General features: G+C 63.1%; 23 protein-coding genes. 1 reads left to right on the forward strand and 22 read right to left on the reverse strand.

Annotated features, from left to right (window positions below; all coding sequences use genetic code 11):
* Positions 1–59: 59 nt before the first annotated feature.
* The 12 genes from HB376_RS07165 to flgB all read right to left on the reverse strand — a co-directional run bounded on the left by HB376_RS07165 (position 60) and on the right by flgB (position 9870).
* On the reverse strand, positions 60–1106 hold the full coding sequence (locus tag HB376_RS07165; RefSeq protein ID WP_213762734.1) for a hypothetical protein: 1047 nt from the start codon (positions 1104–1106) through the stop codon (positions 60–62).
* A 13-nt stretch (positions 1107–1119) separates the two neighbouring features.
* A complete protein-coding gene (flgL, locus tag HB376_RS07170; RefSeq protein WP_213762735.1) occupies positions 1120–2031 on the reverse strand; it encodes a flagellar hook-associated protein FlgL in 912 nt (303 codons plus the stop codon).
* A gap of 11 nt (positions 2032–2042) precedes the next feature.
* Positions 2043–3386: a flagellar hook-associated protein FlgK gene (gene flgK, locus HB376_RS07175; RefSeq protein ID WP_213762736.1), complete on the reverse strand. Its 1344-nt coding sequence runs from the start codon at positions 3384–3386 to the stop codon at positions 2043–2045.
* 90 nt (positions 3387–3476) lie between these two features.
* Positions 3477–3827, reverse strand: a complete 351-nt coding sequence (locus HB376_RS07180) for a hypothetical protein (RefSeq protein ID WP_213762737.1) — start codon at positions 3825–3827, stop codon at positions 3477–3479.
* 10 nt (positions 3828–3837) lie between these two features.
* Positions 3838–4923 (reverse strand): flagellar basal body P-ring protein FlgI, encoded by a 1086-nt coding sequence (locus tag HB376_RS07185; RefSeq protein WP_276572807.1) that lies wholly within the window; start codon positions 4921–4923, stop codon positions 3838–3840.
* 36 nt (positions 4924–4959) lie between these two features.
* Positions 4960–5631 (reverse strand): flagellar basal body L-ring protein FlgH, encoded by a 672-nt coding sequence (gene flgH, locus HB376_RS07190; protein WP_213762739.1) that lies wholly within the window; start codon positions 5629–5631, stop codon positions 4960–4962.
* Complete coding sequence (flgG, locus tag HB376_RS07195; RefSeq protein WP_213762740.1) at positions 5631–6416, reverse strand: flagellar basal-body rod protein FlgG; 786 nt, start codon at positions 6414–6416, stop codon at positions 5631–5633. The genes flgH and flgG overlap by 1 nt, the downstream gene beginning before the upstream one ends.
* A 35-nt stretch (positions 6417–6451) precedes the next feature.
* The gene (flgF, locus tag HB376_RS07200) at positions 6452–7177 is read right to left on the reverse strand and encodes a flagellar basal body rod protein FlgF (protein ID WP_213762741.1); all 726 of its coding nucleotides are present in this window, start codon (positions 7175–7177) and stop codon (positions 6452–6454) included.
* A 5-nt stretch (positions 7178–7182) separates the two neighbouring features.
* Positions 7183–8358, reverse strand: coding sequence for a flagellar hook-basal body complex protein (locus tag HB376_RS07205; protein WP_213762742.1), 1176 nt, complete (start codon positions 8356–8358; stop codon positions 7183–7185).
* Positions 8355–9083: a flagellar hook capping FlgD N-terminal domain-containing protein gene (locus HB376_RS07210; RefSeq protein WP_213762743.1), complete on the reverse strand. Its 729-nt coding sequence runs from the start codon at positions 9081–9083 to the stop codon at positions 8355–8357. The genes HB376_RS07205 and HB376_RS07210 overlap by 4 nt, the downstream gene beginning before the upstream one ends.
* Positions 9084–9097: 14 nt before the next feature.
* A complete protein-coding gene (flgC, locus tag HB376_RS07215) occupies positions 9098–9496 on the reverse strand; it encodes a flagellar basal body rod protein FlgC (protein WP_213762744.1) in 399 nt (132 codons plus the stop codon).
* A 5-nt stretch (positions 9497–9501) separates the two neighbouring features.
* Positions 9502–9870, reverse strand: a complete 369-nt coding sequence (gene flgB, locus HB376_RS07220; RefSeq protein WP_213762745.1) for a flagellar basal body rod protein FlgB — start codon at positions 9868–9870, stop codon at positions 9502–9504.
* Positions 9871–10096: 226 nt separating this feature from the next.
* On the opposite strand from flgB, the gene flgA reads away from it, so the two are divergent.
* Positions 10097–10819, forward strand: coding sequence for a flagellar basal body P-ring formation chaperone FlgA (gene flgA / locus HB376_RS07225; RefSeq protein WP_213762746.1), 723 nt, complete (start codon positions 10097–10099; stop codon positions 10817–10819).
* Between the two features lie 155 nt (positions 10820–10974).
* Here the strand turns inward: flgA and HB376_RS07230 are convergent, their stop codons facing one another.
* The 10 genes from HB376_RS07230 to fliS all read right to left on the reverse strand — a co-directional run bounded on the left by HB376_RS07230 (position 10975) and on the right by fliS (position 17527).
* The gene (locus HB376_RS07230) at positions 10975–11784 is read right to left on the reverse strand and encodes a glucosaminidase domain-containing protein (RefSeq protein ID WP_213762747.1); all 810 of its coding nucleotides are present in this window, start codon (positions 11782–11784) and stop codon (positions 10975–10977) included.
* Positions 11771–12196, reverse strand: a complete 426-nt coding sequence (locus HB376_RS07235; protein WP_213762748.1) for a flagellar export chaperone FlgN — start codon at positions 12194–12196, stop codon at positions 11771–11773. Before HB376_RS07235 ends, HB376_RS07230 begins: the two co-directional genes overlap by 14 nt.
* Entirely contained in the window at positions 12193–12471 is a 279-nt protein-coding gene (flgM, locus tag HB376_RS07240; protein ID WP_213762749.1) for a flagellar biosynthesis anti-sigma factor FlgM, read from the reverse strand. Before flgM ends, HB376_RS07235 begins: the two co-directional genes overlap by 4 nt.
* 80 nt (positions 12472–12551) lie before the next feature.
* Positions 12552–13604, reverse strand: coding sequence for a flagellar motor protein MotB (locus HB376_RS07245; RefSeq protein WP_213762750.1), 1053 nt, complete (start codon positions 13602–13604; stop codon positions 12552–12554).
* Positions 13601–14473 carry a flagellar motor stator protein MotA gene (gene motA, locus HB376_RS07250; RefSeq protein ID WP_213762751.1) on the reverse strand — a complete coding sequence of 291 codons (873 nt, stop codon included), beginning with the start codon at positions 14471–14473 and terminating at the stop codon, positions 13601–13603. Before motA ends, HB376_RS07245 begins: the two co-directional genes overlap by 4 nt.
* A 26-nt stretch (positions 14474–14499) precedes the next feature.
* Complete coding sequence (locus tag HB376_RS07255) at positions 14500–15222, reverse strand: FliA/WhiG family RNA polymerase sigma factor (protein ID WP_213762752.1); 723 nt, start codon at positions 15220–15222, stop codon at positions 14500–14502.
* A gap of 5 nt (positions 15223–15227) precedes the next feature.
* Positions 15228–15722 carry a flagellar basal body-associated FliL family protein gene (locus HB376_RS07260; protein WP_213762753.1) on the reverse strand — a complete coding sequence of 165 codons (495 nt, stop codon included), beginning with the start codon at positions 15720–15722 and terminating at the stop codon, positions 15228–15230.
* Positions 15700–16827: a flagellar hook-length control protein FliK gene (locus HB376_RS07265; protein ID WP_213762754.1), complete on the reverse strand. Its 1128-nt coding sequence runs from the start codon at positions 16825–16827 to the stop codon at positions 15700–15702. The genes HB376_RS07260 and HB376_RS07265 overlap by 23 nt, the downstream gene beginning before the upstream one ends.
* Positions 16824–17135, reverse strand: coding sequence for a hypothetical protein (locus HB376_RS07270; protein WP_213762755.1), 312 nt, complete (start codon positions 17133–17135; stop codon positions 16824–16826). Before HB376_RS07270 ends, HB376_RS07265 begins: the two co-directional genes overlap by 4 nt.
* Before the next feature lie 5 nt (positions 17136–17140).
* Positions 17141–17527, reverse strand: a complete 387-nt coding sequence (gene fliS, locus HB376_RS07275; protein WP_213762756.1) for a flagellar export chaperone FliS — start codon at positions 17525–17527, stop codon at positions 17141–17143.
* Between the last annotated feature and the right edge of the window lie 2 nt (positions 17528–17529).

Consider the following 17529-nt stretch of genomic DNA (forward strand, 5'->3'; position numbering starts at 1 on the left):
TTAAAGAAGCGCAGTCTAATGAATTCGGTATCCCCAGCCTATCAAGGCGCGAAGGCCACCTATCCCGCCTTCAACAGCGCCACCACGCCCTGACGCGTCACGCGCCGCAACGCGGAACCAATCGCCGAGAACATCTGGAAATCGCCGCTACGCGCAAGCATCGAGCTAAAGGCCGGCACAGCCTCCCGCGCGGCCATGTCTGCCCGGGCCCCGTCCCGAATCGCATCGCTGGCGCTGTCGAACACCTCGCGTACCGCAGTGTGGGCTGCCGTAACCTGGTCGAGTGCCTGCACCACACGGCGCAGCGTCGCGCGCTGCGCCATCGGGTCGGCGACGCTCCACTTCCGCGGCTCGACGGCGCCCGCCAACGCTTCGGCAACAGCTCTGCTGGGCTGTCCCCCGGGAAAGCGACTGCCACCGCCCCGGATCATCAAATGGTCGCGCAAGCCGGGCCAATTGTATTCGGCGGTCGAGAACACCAGCGCGCCGCCTTTATCGAGCGATGCGCGAATGCCGGCCGGCGCAAGCGTGCGATCGAGCTGGTAGACCGTGGTGGCCGTGTCGTGACGGCCGGCGCTGATCGCCAGAGACACCGGCGGCTTGCCTGATCCCTTGGGATAAAAGTTAAGCGTTTCCGCGTTTTCGGTCTGCAGCAGCGAGCGCAGCTCGAACCCGCGAATCCGGAAAAACTGGGGCGCCGCGCCGTCCTCGTGAAATGCGAGGTCGCTTCCCAGCGTGCCGCCCGTCGCGGCATGCCGCCCACTCCAGTGCACGTTAACGCGGTTTAAGCCTTGGTCGACTTCCATGCGGCTCGCCGGCCGGCCGGCCAGACTGCTGGCCAAGGCCCCCTTCAGATCGAGCAACTGCTGCCCGGCTTTATCGAGGAACGCCAGTGAACGTTGGGAGCCGGTGACCTGCTGGTTCAGGCGCGTCTGACTAACCGCGAATGCGATCCGCGAGGCACTTGCAACGTTGGACGAAGGCGCGGGCCCGGACGCGGTCTTTGCGCCCAGGTGCGCGATCGCTGCGGTAGCGCCTACGCCGCCGCTTCCGACGGGCGCGCGTTCGCCCCGCACGATACTTGCCGAAGCGCCTTGCACATTCATATCGCGCCTCGCGTCACAGCAAGTCGAACAGCGACAATTGCGTCACCCGCTCGTACACTTTGTAGGTGCCTTGAATCGATGTCATATAGCCGTTGAGCGCTTCCATCGCCTCGGCGAAATCGACCTGCCCGACGATATACGTCGCCTCATCATTGGAAACAAGCATCGCCGCGTGGTTCTCGTCCAGCAGGGACAACGTGTTCTGCGCGCTCCCGAGGCCCGAGATCTTCGCGCTGATCGACCCAATGCCCTCGTCCAGATCATCGAGACTTGCAACCAGGATGGCGCGCGTCGCAGGGTCGTTTGCATCAACGTTCGGATTACTGATTACCGTCACCGCTTCGTCGATCCGGTTCAGCAACCCGGCGAGATTTTCCACGCTGACATTGCCCGCCTGAGTCACGCCGTTGCCGATTACGACTTGCTGCTGAGCGGTGTTTCCGTCAAAGCGGTAGCGCGATCCCACCGGCGCTGCCGGATCGTAGACCATCGCCGGCGTCTCGGTGCGCGTGCCGGCGAACAGATAATGGCCGGCACTATCCCGGGCGTTAGCCGACTGAAAAAGATTGTCCTTCAACGTGCGCAGCGGACCCGCCATCGCGTTGAGATCGCTGGGGCTGTTACTCCCGTCAGCGGCCCGGAGCATCAGATCGTGCCCTTCCATGACGTCCTTCAACATACCGTCCAGATGAATTTCATTCTGCTGCAGGCGGATCGACAGCGCACCGATGTTGCCGCGGTACTGCGACAGCATCGAACTGTCGCGTTCGAGCAGCGCGAGCCGCACCGTGCCGATAGGGTCGTCCGATGGCCGCAGAATCCGGTTGCCGCTTGAGGTTTGCGCCATCAGGTCCGCGATCTTTGAATTCGATGCGCGTAGCGTCGAGAGCATGTTGATGCCGAAATGATTGCTTGCAATACGCATGGCCGCTCCTCTTAAAACATCGCCAGCGTGGCATCGAACAGTTCGTTCGCCACCGCGATGACCTTCATGTTGGCCTGATACATCTGCAGATACTCGGAGATGTTCACGGCCTCCTCATCCATGTTCACGCCGCTCACCGATAACCAGGCATCCTCAGCATAGTCACGAATGCTGGTGGCCGTGCCCAGCAGCGCCTCGTTCTGCTGGCTGGCGGAACCTACCTTGCCGATCAGCACCGTAAGGGCATCGCCTATCGACACCTCGCCAATGCCCGGTAACGTGATGTTGTCGCGGCGCAAGCCGATCAGCTTCAGCAGGTTGTCGCTGTTGCCCGGCTCATCGGGATTGCCCGAGAAACCAAGGTCTTGCTGAGTGAGGCCCACGCGCACGTTGAGCAGGCCCGTAGCCGGATCGAAGTCGAACAGTGCCTGGCCGGGCTGGCCGTTCATGCCGTAGCCGGCCGCCAGCGTGCCGTTAAAGCGCGTGGCGATTTCGCCCGCGAGGGTCTTGATAGACTCCATCTGCGGCAGCAGCGTCGTGTCGACGAAGTTCGCAATTGCGCCCAGCTCGCCCCCAAGCGTGCCGCCGGTCAGCGGATAGGCCGTGCCGGCCAACTTGAGCGAGAACGAAAACGTCCCGTCGGCATGATTTTGCACGCTCATTGTGCCGACCTGCGACCCCGCGACCAGCGGCGGCCCACCGGCGATCGACACGTCGACCGCGCCGCTCGGCTGTTGCAAGGTGCGAATTTCGACGAGCCCGGCGAGCGCGTCGATTGCGCTATCGCGCTGGTCGATCAGCTCGGACGGCACGCTGCCGCTTGCATACCCGTCGCCGATCTTCTGGTTCAGATCGGCGATGGTCCTGGATAGTCCGTTGACCTGGTCCACCGCCGCCACGCCATGCTGCCGCGCGGCGCCAAGTTGGCCGGAAAGCCTCTGCTGCAGATTGTTAAAGCCCTTGGCCAACGCATCCGCTGACGACAGGAACTGCTGGCGCAGCGGCCCCGAGGTCGGATCGGTGCTGACCTCCTGGAGTGCATTGAAGAACGCATCGAGCCCGGCCTTGACGCTGCCGTCGCCCGTGTCCATCACATTTTCCAGCTGGCTGAAATACGACGACGCGGTTTTATATTGTCCCAACGGCCCGTTCGCGGCCGACATCTGCTGCGTCTTGTAGTTGTCCGAAAAACGGAGCAGCGACTGCACGCCGACACCGCCCGTCGAATGCGCTGCCAGCAGCACGCCCTGGCGGGAATACCCGGGCGTTTTCAGGTTGGCGGTATTGCGGCCAGCCATGTTCAACGCCGCCTGCGCAGCGAGCGTGCCGGACAGGCCAATGTGGATGAGGCTCATGTGCGTCTCGTCAGGTTAGGAAATCCAGGGGGAACGGGTATGCCGGGAGTGTCGGGTGTGTCTTTGCGCGGACGCGGCATGCAACGCCGGTCAGCGCCCGGTCGGCGTTTGACCGCTGGCAGGCAGCATCTGCGCGACGATGCAGTCGGCAATGCCGAACGCTCGCTGGTTGGCAAGCGAGTCGGCCACCAGCAGATTCGCGTGATCGAGCATGCCGGCGCTGGCCTCATCCTTGGGCGAATCGTCGTTCGCGTTGATCTGTGCCGTTGCCTTGCGCATCTCGTTCAACATCTGCGCGATGAACATGCCCTCGAAGCGCACCGCAGCGTCCGTGACCTTTGCACGGTAGGCAGGATCGTCCACCTGCGAAGCAGGTTCGCCGGGCCGGGCGGCCGGTGCTTCACGTGCCGTCAGCGGGTGGTTGAATGGGATATCAAGCATGCGTGCTTCCTCAGATCACTACGAGTTCGCCGGACAACGCGCCGGCTTCAGCCAGGGCCTGCAGGATCGCCATCAGGTCGTCGGGGGTCGCGCCGGTGCTGTTGATCGTGTCGACGATCGCCTGCAGGCTTGCCCCGGCCGGCCACTGGAACGCTCGTCCACCGGGCTCCGAAACGCTGAGCTGGCTGACCGGCGCGGCAACCGTCGTGCCGCCCGCCAACGGATTCGGCTGGCTGACCGCCGTGCCTTCCGAAATCGTCACCCTCAACGCGCCATGCGAGACGACCGCCGGCTTCACGGTCACCCCCTGACTGATAACGACCGTGCCGGTCCGCGAGTTAAATACGATGCGCGGGGTATCGCTGCCCTGCTCGACCTTGATGCCGATCAGCCTGGCGACAAAAGCCACGCGGCTCGTCGGCTCGTCCGGCGCGGCCACCTGCACCGAGGTTGCATCGAGCGTGGTTGCAATGGGCCGATTGAAATTGCGGTTGATGGCGTCTACGATATTCGTCGCCGTCTGGAAATTGGGCCGCTTCAGGTTCAGGTGAACGGACGGTGTCGCGTCGAGACCGGTGCTGATCTCCTGTTCAATGGTCGCGCCGCCCGGGATGCGCCCACTGGTCGGCGTATTGATGGTGATACTCGAGCCACTGCGCCCCTGTGCCGCGAGGCCGGGAATCACCAGGTTGCCTTGCGCCAGCGCGTAGGTTTCGCCATCGGCCGCAAGCAGCGGCGTCATCAGCAGCGTGCCGCCGCGCAGACTCTTTGCATCGCCAAGCGATGAAACCGTCACGTCGATCGTCTGTCCCTTGCGGTAACCCGATGGAAAAGTCGCGCTGACCATCACCGCTGCAACATTGCGGGCGCGCATAGTGGTGCCATCGGGCAAGCGCACGCCGAATTGCTTGAGCAGATTCGTGACAGACTGACCCGTGTATTTCGCCTGAGTCCCGTCGCCGCTACCGTTCAGGCCAACGACGATACCGTAGCCAACCAACGAATTCTCGCGCACGCCGTCGACGTTCACGAGGTTGCCCACGACCTGCGCATGGACGAGCCCGGCAAGACACGCGAGCCACATTCCCAGCAGCATGCCGATCAGTCGGTTCGGTTTCATCGGCAACTCCTGTCAGAAGGGGAACCAGGGACTGTTGAAGAACCGCGTCAGCCAGCCCGGTTCGTTCGCATCCGCGAGCGAACCCTTGCTTGAGTACTGAATGCGCGCATTCGCGACGCGTTGCGACGACACGCGGTTGTCCGTGCCAATATCCGCCGCGCGCACGTAGCCCGACAGCCGTACGGTTTCCTCTCCCTGGTTCAGCATCAGTTTCTTGTCGCCGCGCACCTGCAACAAGCCATTCGGAAGCACGTTCTGCACGATCACCGTGAGCGAGCCGCGCAGCGCGTTCTGCTGCGAACTCGCGCCCGAGCCGCTGAAATCGCGCTTGCCGCCCAGTTCGGCATCGATCGGCACTTCCGCTCCCCATACGCGCGGCTTCGTGACCACGGCGCTGCTGCTCTTGCCAATACTGGTATCGCTCTTCTTGCTGGCCTGCGTCGCTTCCTGCAGTTCCACGGTCAACACGTCGCCGACGCGAAAAGCCCGGCTATCGGACGTCAATGACCATTGGGAGCCTCGCACGAACACGCCGCCGCCCTCGCCCTTGCGGACATTGAACGCCATGTCCGGCATGTCTTCCGGCTCGGCGGCCGATGTGCCCACACCGATCGCCGCACAGCCGCCAAGGCCCAGCACGCTTAATACCAGTGCGATGGAAGCACCCATGCGCGCCACGGTCATCAGCGGGCCGCCTGCGCCAGTTGCTGCATCATGTTGTCCGCGGCACTCAACACTTTGGTATTCATTTCGTAGGTACGCTGTGCCGCGATCATCTCGACCATCTCTTCAACAGCCGTGACGTTCGAGCCTTCCAGCGCGCCCTGCTTGATCTTGCCCAGCGAATCGACGCCCGGATCGCCCTCAGTCGGCGCACCACTGGCGGCTGTCTCCAGGTAGAGGTTGTCTCCCTGGGCGAGCAGGCCCGCAGGGTTGACGAAGCCGGCGAGTTGCAGGCGGCCAACCTCGGTGCCGGTGGCCGAGCCGGCGGTCGTCACCGAGACCACGCCGTTGTCGCCTATCGTGATGCCCGTTGCTTCTCTCGGAATCGTGATGGCCGGCAGGATCGGTAGGCCCTGCATGGTCACGAGACGGCCTTCTTCATTCGGGCGCAACTGACCGGCCCGCGTGTAGCCGGTCTCGCCGCTGGCCATCTCGACCTGCAGAAAGCCGTTACCAATGATCGCAAGGTCGAGCGGTTGGCCTGTCGTCTGCAACGCGCCGTCGGTAAAGACCTTCTGCGTGCCGACGAGGCGCGTGCCGTTGCCCATCTGGGCGCCGGCGGCATTGGCGGTGTCGTTCATCTGTCCGCCGGGTTGCTGCTCGGTGCGATAAAAAAGATCCTCGAACACGACACGGTCGCGCTTGTAGCCGACCGTGTTGACGTTCGCGAGGTTGTTGGCGATGGCCTGCAATCGGGCATCCTGCGCCTGAATACCGGACTTGCTGATCCACATGGCGTAATTCATGACCGTGTCCTTGCCTTTGCTGTCCTGCGAGAGGGTTATGAGCGAATGAGACGATTGCCGGCGTCCGCCATCTCGTCGGCGACCTTGAAGAGCCGCATCTGAATTTCAAACGATCGGGTCAGCGACATCGTCTGCATCATTTCTTCGACCGCAGACACGTTGCTGCTTTCCAGATGCGCGCCCAGCACCAGGACGCTGTCGTCCTGCTCGAAACTCGTTCCCGAGCGCGACACGATCAGGCCTGCTTCGTTCTTGATGAGATCCGTAGGGTCGGGGTTGACGAGCATCAGCCGGTCAACCGTCTGCGTCTCGTTACTCCCTTCGGGCACGATCGAGATCGTGCCGTCCTGGCCAACCGTGACGCCATGGTTTGGCGGCAGCATGATCGGACCGCCTTCGCCCAGCACCGCGCGCGCGCCCAGCATCAACGCGCCGTCGCCGGTCACCGTAAAGCTGCCTGCGCGGGTGTACGCCGGCCCGTCGCCGCTCTCGACCGCGAAGTAGCCCGCGCCCTGGATGGCGACATCGAGTGGCCGGCCCGTCTCGGTCAGCTTGCCGGGCGTACTGTCGAGCCCGCCGCTGCCCAGCGTCGCAAGGTGGCGCGAATCGTAGCCGTAACCATCCACCGCCATGCTCTCCGATGTCGCCACGTCCGCGCGAAAGCCGCCGGTGTTCGTGTTGGCAAGGTTGTTCGCACGCACCTGCAATCCGCGCAGCGCGCGGTCCGCGCCGCTCATTGCCGTATAGATGAAAGCGTCCATGGTGCTTACAACGCCTGCATCAGCGTGCGCATCATTTCGTTTTCGGCGGTGATCACCTTCGAGTTCGCCTGATAGTTCTGCTGCGCAGCCATCAGGTTCACGAGCTCCGACGTCATATCCACGTTCGACTGTTCGAGCGCGCCTACTGCGAGCTTGCCGGCCATGCTGCTGCCAGCGGTGAAATAGAGCGGATCGCCCGTTGCGGGAGAGGCTTGCCAGGCTGATCCTGATACGGCGACCAGGCCGCTCTCATTAGGAAACGTCGCTATCGCGAGCTTGCCTGCGCTCGCCTTCTCACCGTTGCTGTATTGCACGATGATCGAGCCGTTCTCGTCAAGCGACAGACCCGTCACGTTGCCCGCGGCATAGCCGGTGGACGTGTTCCTGGTGGTGGTCATTTCGCCGGCGAACATCGTGGTGTCGGTGTAGTTGAGCGAGAGCTTCATGGGCGAGGCTCCGCCGGGCGTGCCGAGATCGAGCGGGACGTTGTCGGCCGGCGCGGTCAACTTGCCGTCGGCATCGAAGCTCAGCGTCGTCGCTGCGCCGACCTCGTTGCCGTCCATCGTATATTGCACGCTCACCTCGTTGCCCGGGCCTTTTATGTAGTACTGCGTCAGAGTGTGCTTGCGTCCAAGCGAATCGTAGGCAGTCGAGACCGACAAGCCGTTGTACGACAGGGGCTTGTCCTTGTCGAACGGCGTCACCGAGGGCTCGTTCCAGTCGGCCGACAGGTTGCCCGCATACCGCAGCGAATCGCTCGCCTTGGCCCCGATTGCACTGGTCGGCACAATCAGGTCGCCCGCTATTGCGTTCCCATTAGCCGGAAAGCCCTGGACCTTGCGGCCAAGCGTGTCGATGACGAAACCCTCCTTATCCGTGTCGAAAATGCCGACCCGGGAAAACAGCGTCGAGCCATCTATGTCGCGACTCACGAAGAAGCCGCGGCCCTGGATCGCGGCATCCATGCCGCGTTCGGTGCGGAGCATGTTGCCCCCGTGATCCATTGACTGCGACACCGAACCGACCTGCACGCCGCCCGCCTGGGTACCTATGTACGCAGCGGTGAAATTGGCCCGGCTCGACTTGTAACCGTATGTGGCTGTATTCGCGATGTTGTTGCTGATCGAGTTCAACTGCTTGTTGACGGCGTTGATGCCCGAGAGTGCGATATTGAAGCTCATGCCTGTTGCTCCTTTCGAGAAATTGCCGACCCGGCGTTACTTTCCGCGCGCCCGAGAAAGCGCGTGATAGTGCCGGTCCCGGTCTCGCCGATACCAGCCACATTCAACATGACGATGCCGTCCTCGCCAAGGCGAACGCTCTGCAGCGTGCCCATGACTTCAATGCGAGGCTTCTCGTTCGTGTCCGTCACCACGCGCATCGTGTAGTGGCCTGGAGGCAGGCCCAGTTTTTCCGGATCGATCTCGAAGCCGACTTCGCCCGCGGCCTGAGCGCCGAGGGGGATCTGATGTTCTGCACCGTCGGGGCCGGTCAACACGAGTTGGGCATCGGCGGCAGCATGACCGAGCATGAAGCCGCCTTTGACAGGCGTGTCGGCCATCTCGATCGAATCGCTCGCGACCATCACGGTCGAGCCCACCTGCGAGCCCAGCGTTACCACCAGCATGCCTTCCTGCGACGCTGCGTTGGCGGCGGAAAAACTTGCCAGCGTCTGCATCGCTTCAACCTGGCTCATTTGCGCGAACTGGGTGACGAACTGGCTTGCTTCCATGGGTGCAAGCGGGTCCTGGTTCTGGATCTGCGCGACCAGCAGTGTGGTGAACATGTTCGACAGTGAACCTGACTCGCCTGAAGCCTGTTTTGCAGCCTGGTCCGCGGGCGCATTGGCAGCCGGCGGCGAACCACCGGCACCTTGTGCGTTGTTGCGTGCAAGACCGGTGTCCATATAGCTCTGCATAATCAGCCCTCACCCAGTTTCAGCAGATCCTGCTGCATGCCCTTCACACGGGCGAGCACTTCAGCGTTCGTCGAGAACGCCCGCGACGCGGCCATCATGTCGGTCATCTCCTCAACCGGGCTGACATTCGAATAGAACACCATGCCCTGTTCATCGGCCATTGGATTGCCGGGTTCATAACGCTTGTCCAGCGGATCGTTCATGGTCACTACATCGAGCACCTGGACACGCGCGCCGCCCTCTCCCAGAATCGACGCAAAGACCGGTTTGCGCGCGCGGTAGGCGGTCTCTTCACTGCCTGCGCTGCCCGCATTCGCAAGGTTGCTTGCCACTGTGTTCAGCCGCACCGTTTGTGCGGCCATCGCCGAACCGGCGATCTGTGAAATGTCCTTGAAGCTCATGGTGGTCAGCTATTTCCGTTGATCGCGGCGGCGAGGCCCTTGAACTTGATGTTCAGGAAGGTGAGGCTCGTCTGGAAGTCGACCGTGTTCTGCGAGAACGCAGCCTGTTCGATGCCCAGTTCAACTGTGTTGCCATCTTGTGACGGACGGCTGGGGATCCTATACAACGAGTCGCTGTCCGCAAAGCGCGGCGGAGCGGCATCACCCGGCGTATCGAGCTCTCGCTGCAGCGCCGCGCGAAAATCGATGTCGCGGGCCTGATAGCGCGGAGTGCTTTCGTTGGCGAGATTCGCTGCGAGAATGCCGGTGCGCTCCGCCCGTAGTTTCAGCGCGGCCGGATGAACGCCCAACGCCTGTTCCAGATTCAGTCCCATCGTGCGGTTCCTTTTCCATGAGGCCGTGGTGACGCGGTGCGGCACGGCGGCAGCCTATAGACAAAACAGGTGCGAGCGTAACGGGCCTGTTTTCGGATCGCCACAAATCTTAAAGGATCCTAAATGGGCAAAAAATACATCCAGCATTCCGCAACGCGCCTCTATCGTTTGGCGCTGCGCATTCCTATAATGCGATCCACTCCAACTCGCTGCGATGCCGACATCAATGTCTCTCTACCGTGTTCCTGGCGGCTTCAAATTGCTGCTCGCCATCATCGCTTGCGGGTCGGCTCATGCCGCTCCGTCCCTGGAGCAACAGGTGACACAGGCGTCACGCGCATGGCTTGATGGTTTCGTGCAAAAGCAGCAACTGCGGGACGCTCGCATCGACGTCACGGTCCTGCCGGGCCGAGGGCCCGTGCCCGTTTGTACAGAACCATTCGACATCACGCCCGCAGACACCACGCGGTTAAAACGAATGCGCTTTGCCGCCCGTTGTCCCGGCAGTGCGCGTGCCGCGCTGTTCGTCGTACGCGCCGAGGTGCAAGCCAAGGTGTTGGTCGCAAGCGCTCCGATACCAGCGGGTAAAGTGATCGACAGAGCGGATGTGCTGCTGGCGGAGCGCGACATTGCCGCGACCCCGGACGCTATCCACAATGCCGATGACATCGCGGGCCGCGCAAGCCGTCGCCCGCTGCGCGCCGGACAGGTCGTGCAGTCACGCTTCCTGCGCGGCGCGCAAACGCTCAAGCGAGGTCAACCGGTGCGAATCGTCGCGCGCAGCCAGCGGATCGAAGTCACCGCTGCCGGCGTAGCGATGCAGAACGGCGGAGAAAACGACGTGATCCAGGTGCGCAACGTCGCGACGGGCAAGATCATTTCCGCACGCGTGACCGACGCGAGCACCGTGACGCCGGTTGCCTCTGCTTCAAGCGCGGCCGAAGAGTAAATAGCGCCGGCAGGGCTGGCCCGCTGCCTGGGGCAACGCTGATTGAGTCCCCCGCTCGACGCCAGATATTGTTGCTACGGACCGCCCAAAAGCGTCAGGTGCTTTTACGGGGCGCAGCCTCAGGTCCGAGCCGCTTGCTGTCAATCGACGCACACTCAACGGAGCGCGCCGCTACCCGAGACGACACCCGTCGTGTCGAGCGCCGTTCGTTGCGGCCGTGTACGGTTCATCGACTGAATCTGGTTCGCCACACCCGCGAGCTTTTCGGCGTAGGCAGCGTCCGTCGCATAACCGCCGCGAGACAGCGCGCGGCCGAACGCACCCGCGTCGTCGCCGGCGTTCAATGCGGCCTCGTAGCGCGGGTTGTCCTGCAATAGCCGCGTGTAGTCGCGAAACGCGCTGCCGTAATCCTGATACGAACGGAAGCGGTCGGTGATTTTCATATCGGCTCCGTTCAGATATTCCGTCGTCGATGCATCGACGGTCGCGCCTTTCCAGCCCGCGCCCGCCTTGATGCCGAACAGATTGTGCGTCGTAGTCCCCTCTGGCGTCTTGAGCGGCCGTTGGCCCCAGCCGGATTCGAGCGCGGCGTGTGCGGCGATCACGTTCGGTGAGGTGCCGAGCGCCTTGGCGGCCTGCTCCGCCCAAGGCGCGATCTCATCGACAAAGGCCTGGCGGGTTGTATCAAGCGTTGCCGTCGAGGAGGCGGCCACGGGGCTGGTGCGCGCCATCACTTGCGCGTCGCTGAACGCCGCAAGATGCTGCGTCAGTTGCGCTGCGGCCCAGCCCGATTGCGACGCTGACCTCGTCGAGCCAAATCCCTGTTCGATGGTATTGACGATGTCCGCCCGCGCCGCGCCGATGGCGGACGCGAAACCACCGCCGGCCGCTGGTTGTGGAAGCGGCAGCGCTACGTCGTCAAAGCCGGCGCCGAACCGGCTTCCCGTGAATTCAGCCGGGAACATAGGTATGTTTCTCGCCGTGCAGCAGTCTTTGCATCATTTCGAATTGGGACGCCAGCAGATTGCCGTTGCGAACCGCCTGTGCCTTGCAGTGCTTGACCGCTGCCTTCCATTCCTCCCGGCATACATCGAGCGTTGCACGCTGCGCGGTAGCGGCTGTGGTGACCGGAGTCCGTCCAGTCTGTTGGTAAGCAATGCTGAGCGGTTTCTGGCCGGCGCCGCTGCGAGCGCGCCGGCGCGCGTCCAGCAATCCAACCTCATGCGCGATCTGTTCGGCCGTCCGCTTCAATGCATCGGCGTCGAGACGCAAGGCCGCTGCGAACTGGACGTCGAACATCTGCGCGAGCCGCCGGTAGGTATGCAGGTCCGCGTTGAAGTCGTCAAGAAGCTGCGTGAGCGCCGCCGAAACGCTCATTGCGGACCTCCGTGATACCGCGCGATTCGTGCTGCGAGACTGCTGGCATCGAAGACGATCGTTCCATCGAGCAACGCCGCTTTGATGTCGGCCACCCGCTCGCTATCCACGTCGGGCAGCTTCTGCATCTCGGCATGACTCAGCCTGAGCGTCGCGGCATCGCCGGCAGGTCGAACGGCGGATGCGGAGCGCGGCACTATGGCCGGCCCTTCGGCGATCTGCGCGCCGGGTGCTTCGTTGATGGCGGGTAAGCCCGCGCCGTTTGTAATTCGCATAGTCAGATGTTCCGCTTGCAGACGGCATAAAAATGGACAAATACTCTTGGGCAATTCCACAAGACGGCCGTCGAGGCCATTCAGTTAAACGCCCCTGACGAAATTTCATGTGTCATCCGATCGCGCAGCGCGTCGTTCTCCGGCAGCGCGTCGTTCTCCGGCGTCTGCTCGGACCAGACCGCATCCACACCGTCGATCAGCGGCACGACCGCTTGCGGCATGCCGAACATCTGCTCGATCATGCGCGCGCGCCGCGCCGTCAAAACCAGCAGTTCGATCCGGCGATTGACGGCCCCGCGCGGATCGTCCGGGTTCAATGGTGCGCGCTCGGCCATGCCGACCACCTGTAGCACGTTGCCGGCGGCCAGACCGCCTTGCAACAGGCTGCCGCGCGCGGCCATGGCCCGCTCACTCGACAGATGCCAGTTCGAGCGCGCCCCGTAACCCTGTTCGCGATACGGCACGGCGTCCGTATGACCCACGATGAGAACCGGGTTGCCGACCCTCGCCAGCAGCGCGCCGATCCGCTGCAGCAATGCATCGAATTTCCTGTCGGGTACGGCGCTGCCCAGTACGAAGAGTCCCTGGCTATCGGTGTCGTGCAGCATCACGCGCAAGCCCGCCGGCGTCATCACCATCCGCAGGTTACCCAGCAGATTCGCCTCGATACCCAGCCTCTCCAGCCGCTCGGCGACGGCACGCAGTTCCGCCTCGCTATCACCACGCGGCGTTGGTTCAGCCTCTTGCGTGCCGCTCTCGCTCGCCACGGCATCTGGTTCATCGTCGGTGATCACTTCCTCCTGCGCGGCGAGCTGATGCGGCTCGAACACGCTCATCGGCGCCTGCGGACTGCCATTGCCGTCAGCCACGCTGCCTGAACCCGAATCCAGGACGCTGCCGCGCGAGCTGGCGCTTTTTCCTTTAGCGGTCTCGTGCTCCTTCGTGGAGAGTACCCATAGCACGAGAAAAAGGCACATCAACGCCAGACAGAAGTCGGCAAACGCAACCTTCCATGTGCCGCCATGGTCATCGTCATGCTGGCGCTGCGAGACCCGCTTGACGATCGTTTCTTCCTTGTGCCGCGCCGGCCTCGCCAGCACCGGCCGATCCGGCCGATCCGGGACGCTGCTCACGGGCGCGCTCCGTCGAGCTCGTTGATCCAGGATTCGAGCTGGGCGAAGCTCGGCTTGCTGACCAGTTGCACGAGCCGCCGGCCGCTGTCGATTGCCAGCAGCGGCGGCTTGCCGCCTGCAAATGAAACCAGCACGACCTTCACGCATTCCAGTTCGGATATCTCGGTCTTGACGACCTGCTTGATCACGTTACTCAGCGGATCGAGCACGCCGTAACAAAAGAATATGCCGAGGAAGGTACCCACCATGGCCGCCGCGACCCGCTCGGCGATCTCGCCGGCCGTCGCGCCGTCGGACACAATGCTCATCGCGATCACGACGCCAAGCACAGCCACCACGATGCCGAACCCAGGCATCGCGTCGGAAATCTTGCGCAGCGACTTCGAGGGCTGTTCGAGATCGTCGTGGATGGATTCGAGTTCCTGCTCCAGCACGCCTTCGAGTTCGTGCGCGCTGATCCTGCCCATCGCCATCAGCCGAAAGTTGTCCACGATGAACGCCAGCAGCCTCGGAGACGCGACGACCAGCGGGTAGCGCTGAAACAGCTCGCTTTCGTGCGGTGCTTCGACGTGCACGTCGAGCGCCTTCAGATCGCGGCCGACCTGCAGCAATTCATACATCAGCAGCAGCAGTTGCCGCTGGAATTCCTTGTGGGTTTTCGCCTTCCCGGACGTCATCACCTTCCGGATCTGGCTGCCCAGTTCCACCAGCACGTGGCGGGGGTTGCCGACCACCATTGCACCGACTGCCGCACCGACGATGATCACCAGCTCGGTCGGTTGCCACAACATGGAGAAATCCCCGCCCATGAACATGAAGCCGCCTAGCACGCAAGCCAGCACCACGAAAATGCCAAATATCTGTTGCACAGTCGTTTTCCTTTGCGCGAGACGCGTCAGTCCTGATTCATATGCGCTTTCATCTTGTTGAGCGCACTCTTATTTATCTGACACACCCTTGCGGCCGTCAGACCCAGCGTTGCCGCGATCTCGGCGTGACCCAGATCGAATTCGTAGTAGAGCTGAATCACTTGTTGCTCGCGCGCGTCCAGTGCGAGCAGCGCCTGCGTGAGGCTCCAGCGGTTGAGAGCCTGCACCTCCGGGCCCGGCTGTTCGTCGAGCCGTTCGCCCATCTCCGCGAACATCGCATCGAAGCTCGCGAAGGCTTCTGCGCCATCATCCTGCACATGTCGTTCGTACTCCTGCTCTCCGATGTCCAGCGCGGCGCAGACTTCCGCCCGGGTCGGCTCGCGCCCCAGCTCGCGGCGCAACGCCCGTTCCGCGGCACGCAACCTATGCGCCCCTTGACGCGCGCCGCGTGGCCGCCAATCCTGGCGCCGCAGTTCGTCGAGAATCGCGCCACGTACTCTTACCTGAGCGAAATGGCGGAACTCGTCATCGGGCTCGCCGTATCGGCGCAGCGCCTCGAGCAAACCAATCAGGCCAATCTGCTCCAGATCTTCGCGATCGATCGCGCCGCCCGCGTGCGAACTCAGGTTGCGCACCACGCGTTTGACGAGCGGCACGTACTGGAACATCCAGCGCTGTTCGGCTGCGCCGTCGGAGGCATGAGCAGTCCGCTGCACACTGGCGTATTCGGTGCGGTTCTGAACGTTCATGACAGTCACTCGAGCATCAACTTGCCGATCAGCACGTCGGAGAACGGTATGTTCGCGGGCGAGCCATAAGCTGTCGCATAGGCGCTCATCAGCACGGCGGCGTAATCATCGACCGTCAGGCGGCGGGCATCCTCCACCGTGTATTTGGACAGCGCCCGATAGGCCACACTGCGCAGCATCGGCAATTGCTCGTGGATCTCCTTCTGGCTGCTGGAGCTCGTCACGCTGAACACCAGATCCATCGACAGATAGCGCGAACGCGTTGCCCCCACCGGGTTGCGCAACATGACGATGAGCTTGTCGAGCGTCACGTAGCGATAATCAGCCGCGTTCGGCCGCTTCTCTTTTTCGCTCTCGCGCGTTTCGCCGGCGAACGGCCAGACGCCATGGGAGCGGGCCAGCATCAGGCCACCGGCGGCAGACAGGGTCAGCACTGACGCCGCCACTAACAAGAGGTATCGTTTCTTCATGGAGAGATCAATGGCCCAGTTGCGTCGCATGATGAGCGGCAAGTTCGAATGCCGTGTCGGTGAGGTCCCCCTGGGCCAGGCCGCGTCCGGGTCGGTGTTCTCGCTGCGCGTGCGGGTCCTGGCCGTCACGCTGTTGACGCCCTTCGCCGCCGTGTTCGCCCGCGCGCGTGGCCGAGACATGCACCACCACGTCGGTGAACTGGCGATTGGTCAGATCCTGGCGCAGACCATCGGTGATGGCCTGTAACTGCCGCACGACATCGCTGTTCGTGGCCGACAGGTAAATCTGGATGGCTCCCGCCTCATGGCGCAGTTCAATCCGCACGTTGCCGGACATCAATGGGTCGAGCCGGATCACCGCGCGCTGCACGCCTTGCTCCGCATGCAGGCTGATGCGCTCGCCCAGCAGCGCCACGAGCTTCTGCTGCGGCTCGACAGAAGCGGGTTGCAACGGCTTCAGCGGCGCGTCGCTTTCGAATGGCGTGGGTGATGACGACATCGCCGCTAGCGCAAGCTCGCCCCCCGCCGGTTGCTGCAGTGCCCGAGTGGCCGACATTGGGCGCGGCTCCTGCAACGCCGTGGCGCCCGATGCCCCGCGCGCCGCTTGCTGGATCACTGCAGCGCTGACGGCTGCATCCTGACCCGCCATCTCAGGCGCCTCGATTGCCTTGTCGGCAGATGCCATGCGCAGCGTCAGGGCCGTCGCGAACGGCGTACGCATGGGTTCGGCCTGCGGCTGCGGGGCTACTGTCCGAGACATGGCCGGCGTGTCCAGGACGAGGGATGCGGGCATCACTTGGTCCGCCCCATTCACAAGCGGCATGCCGATATCAGGCTCGGTCGCAGAGGCCTCAGCGGGCACCACTGGTAGCAGCAACAACGGTTGCGCAATCAGGTGCACCGACGCATGCGACGCATCCGAAACGATCGCGCCGATGTCAGCAAACAGCGCGCCGGTTCCGTCCGGCGCGTCGCCAAGGTCGTTACCGTCCATCGTGAACAGGACGTCCTGCGGGTCTGTGCCATTGCCCAGCCCGGTTGCGCCGCGTGCCGGGTAGCCAGTGACCGGACGCGCACTGCCGGGATGGAACCCCGTCCGCGCGATCAGTGCGCTCATTACGTCAGGCATGCTCATAAGGGCGTGCTCCCGTCGTCGCTGTCCCGCATGTAGGCGTCCCATCCGGTGCGGTGTTCGCTGAGACCGGTCATCTGCCTTGCGAGCCGCTCCAGCTCGGCGTTCAGAACCGCCATCGCCGCGCGGTGGGTAGGCTTCACGAGCGCGAGTGCATCGCGCTCCGTTTCGCTCAAGGTCCGCTTTGCGGACAAGTCGCTCACCACCTCACGGAGTTCACTATTGAGCGTCGTCAGCACAGTCCAGTCGCGCTCCAGCGACGCCTCTCTCAAACGTACGGCGAGTTCCAGCAGATGTTCAGTCCGGTCCATGTGTTTTATCCGTGGCGCTGTTCGACGCCCCGCCAGGCATCGTGCAAGGTGGTCACCAGACCCACGACCTCATCGATCATCGCCGGCTCCAGTGTGCAGCCGGCCTCATTCAGACGCCACGCGCAGTAGTCGTAGAGCTGCGCGAGATTCGTCACGACGTCGCCGCCGGATTCGGAATCGAGCGCGCTTTTAAGACCGGTCAGGATACCTATACATTTGTTTATGCTCTTGCCTTTTGCTTCGTATCGCCTGTTCTCCATGTGAGAACGCGCGCGGGCCATTTCGTCCAGCAATCCGTCCATCAATACGATGACCAGTTGCACCGGCGACGCACTCGCGGTGCGCGCGTCGAGACTGGCCGAGTGGTAGCTGGCGTAGCCGGTCAGATCCATGA

The organism is Caballeronia sp. dw_19 (assembly GCF_018449515.1).
Lineage (GTDB): Bacteria > Pseudomonadota > Gammaproteobacteria > Burkholderiales > Burkholderiaceae > Caballeronia.